This window comes from Arthrobacter koreensis (assembly GCF_035792275.1).
Lineage (GTDB): Bacteria > Actinomycetota > Actinomycetes > Actinomycetales > Micrococcaceae > Arthrobacter_B > Arthrobacter_B koreensis_A.
On the sequence record NZ_JAMWKK010000027.1, the window covers coordinates 1 to 5,366 of the forward strand.

Sequence of the window (5,366 nt, forward strand, 5' to 3'; positions counted from 1 at the left end):
GCCGGATGTGCCTGTTGTTTGAGAACTCAATAGTGTGCCAAGTTTATTGATACCGATTATTTATTGATTGGTTGAATTGGCTGTCCTGCCCACCCCGTGGGTGTGGATGGTTTTTTTAGCTGGTTTCGAATTTAGTGCATGACTGTGCAGCCAATTTTCCTTGGCTCCGGTTGTGTGTCTGTATAAACATTTACGGAGAGTTTGATCCTGGCTCAGGATGAACGCTGGCGGCGTGCTTAACACATGCAAGTCGAACGATGACTTCTGTGCTTGCACAGAATGATTAGTGGCGAACGGGTGAGTAACACGTGAGTAACCTGCCCTTGACTTCGGGATAAGCCTGGGAAACCGGGTCTAATACCGGATACGACCTCCTGGCGCATGCCATGGGGGTGGAAAGCTTTATTGCGGTTTTGGATGGACTCGCGGCCTATCAGCTTGTTGGTTGGGGTAATGGCCCACCAAGGCGACGACGGGTAGCCGGCCTGAGAGGGTGACCGGCCACACTGGGACTGAGACACGGCCCAGACTCCTACGGGAGGCAGCAGTGGGGAATATTGCACAATGGGCGAAAGCCTGATGCAGCGACGCCGCGTGAGGGATGACGGCCTTCGGGTTGTAAACCTCTTTCAGCAGGGAAGAAGCGAAAGTGACGGTACCTGCAGAAGAAGCGCCGGCTAACTACGTGCCAGCAGCCGCGGTAATACGTAGGGCGCAAGCGTTATCCGGAATTATTGGGCGTAAAGAGCTCGTAGGCGGTTTGTCGCGTCTGCTGTGAAAGCCCGGGGCTCAACCCCGGGTCTGCAGTGGGTACGGGCAGACTAGAGTGCAGTAGGGGAGACTGGAATTCCTGGTGTAGCGGTGAAATGCGCAGATATCAGGAGGAACACCGATGGCGAAGGCAGGTCTCTGGGCTGTAACTGACGCTGAGGAGCGAAAGCATGGGGAGCGAACAGGATTAGATACCCTGGTAGTCCATGCCGTAAACGTTGGGCACTAGGTGTGGGGGACATTCCACGTTTTCCGCGCCGTAGCTAACGCATTAAGTGCCCCGCCTGGGGAGTACGGCCGCAAGGCTAAAACTCAAAGGAATTGACGGGGGCCCGCACAAGCGGCGGAGCATGCGGATTAATTCGATGCAACGCGAAGAACCTTACCAAGGCTTGACATGAACCGGTAAAGCGTAGAAATACGCTCCCCACTTGTGGCCGGTTTACAGGTGGTGCATGGTTGTCGTCAGCTCGTGTCGTGAGATGTTGGGTTAAGTCCCGCAACGAGCGCAACCCTCGTTCTATGTTGCCAGCGGGTTATGCCGGGGACTCATAGGAGACTGCCGGGGTCAACTCGGAGGAAGGTGGGGACGACGTCAAATCATCATGCCCCTTATGTCTTGGGCTTCACGCATGCTACAATGGCCGGTACAAAGGGTTGCGATACTGTGAGGTGGAGCTAATCCCAAAAAGCCGGTCTCAGTTCGGATTGAGGTCTGCAACTCGACCTCATGAAGTTGGAGTCGCTAGTAATCGCAGATCAGCAACGCTGCGGTGAATACGTTCCCGGGCCTTGTACACACCGCCCGTCAAGTCACGAAAGTTGGTAACACCCGAAGCCGGTGGCCTAACCCCTTGTGGGAGGGAGCCGTCGAAGGTGGGACCGGCGATTGGGACTAAGTCGTAACAAGGTAGCCGTACCGGAAGGTGCGGCTGGATCACCTCCTTTCTAAGGAGCACCTGAGACTGTTGTGTTCTTCCACAGTGCTGGATGCACGGTTTCCAGGAGTTATGCCCGCTGCGAAGGCATCTGTTCTTCGGCGGGTGCTCATGGGTGGAATATCAATGAACAGGTTTGTCCGGGTTTCTTCCGGGTCTGGTGAGTACGCCTCCTTTGGGGGTTGGAAAGCTGGCCTGGGGGCGTGGCCCGGGTGGAGCGTTTGGCACACTGTTGGGTCCTGAGGCAACAGGATCTGTTGTTTCTGGTTTTTCCTGCGCATGCTAAGAAGCCGGCCGGGGACTCCCTTTGCGGGGTGTTCTGGTGGTGGATGGGTGTGACGGGGTTGTTGTTTGAGAACTACATAGTGGACGCGAGCATCTTAAAAATTATTAAGTGCAATTTCAGATAAACCTGGTGACCGGTCTTGTACTGGTTTTCCATGGTTTTCTCGATAGCGATATTAATTGTTGATCTTTGTGGTCAAGTTTTTAAGGGCACACGGTGGATGCCTTGGCATCAGGAGCCGAAGAAGGACGTAGGAATCTGCGATAAGCCTGGGGGAGTTGATAACCGAGCGGTGATCCCAGGATGTCCGAATGGGGAAACCCCGCCCGGCGCGCGAGTGACCGGGTGACCCGCATCTGAACACATAGGGTGCGTGGAGGGAACGCGGGGAAGTGAAACATCTCAGTACCCGCAGGAAGAGAAAACAACAGTGATTCCGTTAGTAGTGGCGAGCGAACGCGGAAGAGGCTAAACCAGTGGTGTGTGATAGCCGGCGGGCGTTGCATCACTGGGGTTGCGGGACTTTCCGTATCAGTTCTGCCGGACTGGTGAAGTGAGTGCAGGTGCATAGGTGAACGGGTTTGAAAGCCCGGCCGTAGAGGGTGTTAGCCCCGTAACCGGAATGTATGCTGCCGCTTGGAGAGGATCCCAAGTAGCACGGGGCCCGAGAAATCCCGTGCGAATCTGCCAGGACCACCTGGTAAGCCTAAATACTCCCTGATGACCGATAGCGGACAAGTACCGTGAGGGAAAGGTGAAAAGTACCCCGGGAGGGGAGTGAAATAGTACCTGAAACCGTGTGCCTACAAACCGTTGGAGCAGCCTTGTAGCTGTGACAGCGTGCCTTTTGAAGAATGAGCCTGCGAGTTAGTGTTACGTCGCGAGGTTAACCCGTGTGGGGAAGCCGTAGCGAAAGCGAGTCTGAACAGGGCGAGTGAGTGGCGTGATCTAGACCCGAAGCGGAGTGATCTACCCATGGCCAGGTTGAAGCGACGGTAAGACGTCGTGGAGGACCGAACCCACTTCAGTTGAAAATGGAGGGGATGAGCTGTGGGTAGGGGTGAAAGGCCAATCAAACTCCGTGATAGCTGGTTCTCCCCGAAATGCATTTAGGTGCAGCGTTGCGTGTTTCTTGCCGGAGGTAGAGCTACTGGATGGCCGATGGGCCCTACAAGGTTACTGACGTCAGCCAAACTCCGAATGCCGGTAAGTGAGAGCGCAGCAGTGAGACTGTGGGGGATAAGCTTCATAGTCGAGAGGGAAACAGCCCAGACCACCAACTAAGGCCCCTAAGCGTGTGCTAAGTGGGAAAGGATGTGGAGTTGCCCAGACAACCAGGAGGTTGGCTTAGAAGCAGCCATCCTTGAAAGAGTGCGTAATAGCTCACTGGTCAAGTGATTCCGCGCCGACAATGTAGCGGGGCTCAAGTACACCGCCGAAGTTGTGGCATTCAGATTTTTGGTAAGCCTTCGTGGTTCAGCCGTCTGGATGGGTAGGGGAGCGTCGTGTGGGCAGTGAAGCTGCGGTGTAAACCAGTGGTGGAGCCTACACGAGTGAGAATGCAGGCATGAGTAGCGAAAGACGGGTGAGAAACCCGTCCGCCGAATGATCAAGGGTTCCAGGGTCAAGCTAATCTGCCCTGGGTAAGTCGGGACCTAAGGCGAGGCCGACAGGCGTAGTCGATGGACAACGGGTTGATATTCCCGTACCGGCGAAAAACCGCCCATACTGAACGGGGGAAACTAACCGCCCGAAACCTGCCCGTGCACCCTTGTGGTGTTCCGGGTTTTGGTGGAGCGCGGGACCGTATCCCGGGAGGTAAGCGTATTAACAGGTGTGACGCAGGAAGGTAGCCGGGCCGGGCGATGGTTGTCCTGGTCTAAGGATGTAGGGTCAGTGATAGGCAAATCCGTCACTGTGTCTTTGATGACGCACCTGAGATCTGATGGGACCCCCGAACGGGGGAATCCGGTGATCCTATGCTGCCTAGAAAAGCATCGGCGCGAGGTTTTAGCCGCCCGTACCCCAAACCGACACAGGTGATCAGGTAGAGAATACCAAGGCGATCGAGAGAATTATGGTTAAGGAACTCGGCAAAATGCCCCCGTAACTTCGGGAGAAGGGGGGCCTGCCCCGTGATGGAAACTTGCTTTCCGGAGCGGGTGTGGGCCGCAGAGACCAGGGGGAAGCGACTGTTTACTAAAAACACAGGTCCGTGCGAAGTCGCAAGACGATGTATACGGACTGACTCCTGCCCGGTGCTGGAAGGTTAAGAGGACCGGTTAGCCCTTACGGGCGAAGCTGGGAATTTAAGCCCCAGTAAACGGCGGTGGTAACTATAACCATCCTAAGGTAGCGAAATTCCTTGTCGGGTAAGTTCCGACCTGCACGAATGGAGTAACGACTTCCCCGCTGTCTCAACCATAAACTCGGCGAAATTGCAGTACGAGTAAAGATGCTCGTTACGCGCAGCAGGACGGAAAGACCCCGAGACCTTTACTATAGTTTGGTATTGGTGTTCGGTGTGGCTTGTGTAGGATAGGTGGGAGACTGTGAGACCCGGACGCCAGTTCGGGTGGAGTCATCGTTGAAATACCACTCTGGTCATACTGGATATCTAACTTCGGCCCGTAATCCGGGTCAGGGACAGTGCCTGATGGGTAGTTTAACTGGGGCGGTTGCCTCCTAAAGAGTAACGGAGGCGCCCAAAGGTTCCCTCAGCCTGGTTGGCAATCAGGTGTCGAGTGTAAGTGCACAAGGGAGCTTGACTGTGAGAGAGACATCTCGAGCAGGGACGAAAGTCGGGACTAGTGATCCGGCGGTACATTGTGGAATGGCCGTCGCTCAACGGATAAAAGGTACCTCGGGGATAACAGGCTGATCTTGCCCAAGAGTCCATATCGACGGCATGGTTTGGCACCTCGATGTCGGCTCGTCGCATCCTGGGGCTGGAGTAGGTCCCAAGGGTTGGGCTGTTCGCCCATTAAAGCGGTACGCGAGCTGGGTTTAGAACGTCGTGAGACAGTTCGGTCCCTATCCGCTGCGCGCGCAGGAAATTTGAGAAGGGCTGTCCTTAGTACGAGAGGACCGGGACGGACGAACCTCTGGTGTGTCAGTTGTACTGCCAAGTGCACCGCTGATTAGCTACGTTCGGATGGGATAACCGCTGAAAGCATCTAAGCGGGAAGCCTGCTTCAAGATGAGATTTCCATGCACCTTGTGTGTGAGAGGCCCCCAGCCAGACCACTGGGTTGATAGGCCGGATGTGGAAGCGGGGACTAAAGACCCGTGAAGCTGACCGGTACTAATAGGCCGATAACTTACACCACACATATCCTGGGCAGAACACGACTTCAAACGGTTCCGCCAAA

The 5,366-nt window shown here is 55.3% G+C and carries 2 rRNA genes; both read left to right on the forward strand.

The window, feature by feature from the left end:
• Window positions 1-189: 189 nt before the first annotated feature.
• A 16S ribosomal RNA gene (locus NGB94_RS16675) occupies window positions 190-1,719 on the forward strand.
• Between the two features lie 469 nt (window positions 1,720-2,188).
• Window positions 2,189-5,324, forward strand: a 23S ribosomal RNA gene (locus tag NGB94_RS16680).
• The 16S and 23S rRNA genes sit together here, the layout of an rRNA operon.
• Window positions 5,325-5,366: the final 42 nt, after the last annotated feature.